Source organism: Nocardia sp. NPDC060220, from assembly GCF_042727815.1.
Classification (GTDB): Bacteria; Actinomycetota; Actinomycetes; order Mycobacteriales; family Mycobacteriaceae; genus Nocardia.
This window is the reverse complement of sequence record NZ_JBHWZY010000904.1, coordinates 1-2,654: the sequence shown is the minus strand read 5'-3', so window position 1 is coordinate 2,654 and position 2,654 is coordinate 1. Positions and strand designations below refer to the sequence as shown.

The following is a 2,654-nucleotide window of genomic DNA, read 5'->3' as shown; positions in this document are numbered from 1 at the left end:
GTCTCGATCGCCGCTTCCCGGACGGTCCCTCGCGCGAATACCTCGACCGCGCCGACTTCGAACTCAAAGTCATCTGCGAGATGGGTTTCCCGGCCTACTTCCTCGTCGTCGGTGACCTGATCAAGCACGCGCTCGAGGTCGGTATCCGGGTCGGTCCCGGTCGTGGTTCGGCCGCCGGTTCGCTGGTCGCCTACGCGATGGGTATCACCAATATCGACCCCATCCCGCACGGTCTGCTGTTCGAGCGATTCCTCAATCCCGAGCGCGTGTCGATGCCCGATATCGATATCGACTTCGATGATCGCCGCCGCGGTGAGATGGTCCGCTACGCCACCGAGAAGTGGGGCAGCGACCGCGTGGCCCAGGTGATCACCTTCGGCACCATCAAGACCAAGGCCGCGATCAAGGACTCCGCGCGAGTCCTGTTCGGCCAGCCCGGTTTCGCCATCGCCGACCAGATCTCCAAGGCGCTGCCGCCGCCGATCATGGCCAAGGACATCTCGGTCTCCGGCATCACCGATCCCGACCACGAGCGGTACAAGGAAGCCGCCGAGGTCCGTGAGCTCATCGGCTCCAACCCCGACATCGCCAAGATCTACGAGACCGCGAAAGGCCTGGAAGGCCTGATCCGCAACGCGGGCGTGCACGCCTGCGCGGTCATCATGTCCTCGGAGCCGCTCACCGACGCGATCCCGGTGTGGAAGCGCGCCCAGGACGGCGCGATCATCACCGGCTGGGACTACCCGTCGTGCGAGGCCATCGGCCTGCTGAAGATGGACTTCCTCGGCCTGCGCAACCTCACCGTCATCGGTGACGCCCTGGAGAACATCAAGGCCAACCGCGGCATCGATCTCGACATGGACAACCTGCCGCTCGACGACCCGGCCACCTACGAACTGCTCGCCCGCGGCGACACCCTCGGCGTGTTCCAGCTCGACGGCAGCGCCATGCGCGACCTGCTGCGCCGCATGCAACCCACCGGCTTCGGCGATATCGTCGCCGTCCTCGCGCTGTACCGCCCCGGCCCGATGGGCATGAACGCCCACAACGACTACGCCGACCGCAAGAACAACCGGCAAGAAGTCAAACCGATCCACCCCGAACTCGAAGAGCCGCTGAAAGAGATCCTCGCCGACACCTTCGGCCTGATCGTCTATCAGGAACAGATCATGCAGATCGCGCAGAAGGTGGCCGGGTACTCGCTCGGCCAAGCCGATATCCTGCGCCGCGCCATGGGTAAGAAGAAGCTGTCCGTCCTGGAAGAGGCTTACGCCGGCTTCCGCGACGGCATGCTGGCCAACGACTTCTCCGAGCCCGCCATCAAGGCGCTGTGGGACACGATTCTCCCGTTCGCCGGATACGCGTTCAACAAATCGCACGCCGCCGGCTACGGCCTCGTCTCCTTCTGGACGGCCTACCTCAAGGCCAACTACCCGGCCGAGTACATGGCCGGTCTGCTCACCTCCGTCGGTGACGACAAGGACAAGGCCGCCATCTACCTGTCGGATTGCCGCAAGATGGGTATCACGGTGCTGCCGCCCGATGTCAACGAATCGGAGCTGAACTTCGCCTCCGTCGGCACCGATATCCGGTTCGGTCTCGGCGCGGTCCGCAACGTCGGCACCAACGTGGTCGGCTCGATCATCACCGCGCGCAAGGAGAAGTCGAAGTTCACCGACTTCTCCGACTACCTGAACAAGATCGACGCGATCGCCTGCTCCAAGAAGGTCACCGAATCCCTCATCAAGGCAGGCGGATTCGACTCCCTCGGGCATCCGCGCAAGGGCTTGCTGCTGATCCACTCCGACGCGATCGACGCGGTGATGTCGACCAAGAAGGCCGAGGCGATCGGCCAGTTCGACCTGTTCGGCGGCCTCGGCGACGGCGACGACTCGATGGCGTCGGTCTTCAATGTCAAAGTCCCCGAGGACGAATGGGAGACCAAGCACAAGCTCGCCCTCGAACGGGAGATGCTGGGCCTCTACGTGTCCGGCCACCCGCTCAACGGCGTCGAGCACGTGCTGGCAGCGCAGGTCGACACCCCCATCCCGGCGATCCTGGAAGGCGACGTCAAGGACGGCGCGCAGGTGACCATCGGCGGCATCCTCGCCTCGGTGAACCGCCGGATCAACAAGAACGGGTTGGCCTGGGCCTCGGCCCAATTGGAAGACCTCACCGGTGGCGTGGAGGTGCTGTTCTTCCCGCAGTCGTACTCGGTGTACGGCATGGATGTGGTCGAAGACGCCGTGGTGCTGGTGAAGGCCCGCGTCTCGGTGCGTGACGACCGCATCTCCCTGATCGCCAACGACCTCGTCGTTCCCGACCTCTCGGCCATTGGCGTGGCCAAGCCGGTGGCGGTGGTGATGACGACCCGGATGTGCACGCCCGACAAGCTCGGTGAGCTGAAGAAGGTCCTCACCCGGCACCAGGGCACCTCGGATGTCTTCATCCGTCATGTCGGCGCCCGGGAGAAAACCACCATGCTCAAACTCGACGACGCCTGGCGAGTGTCTCCCTCCTCCGCCTTGATGGGGGACCTGAAAGCGCTACTCGGCCCGGGCTGCCTGGGCTGAGCCCGAGACGTGGGGAGCACCCCGCGAGGTGGGGGGGGGGGGGGGGGGAGGAGTGACAAAAGGGGGGGGGGCGGGGGGTGT

At 65.1% G+C, this 2,654-nt stretch carries 1 protein-coding gene; it reads left to right on the top strand.

All coding sequences use genetic code 11. The features are described from left to right. On the top strand, positions 1–2,573 hold a 2,573-nt coding region (dnaE, locus tag ACFWF3_RS31485), incomplete at its 5' end, for a DNA polymerase III subunit alpha (protein WP_379317402.1). Positions 2,574–2,654: the final 81 nt, after the last annotated feature.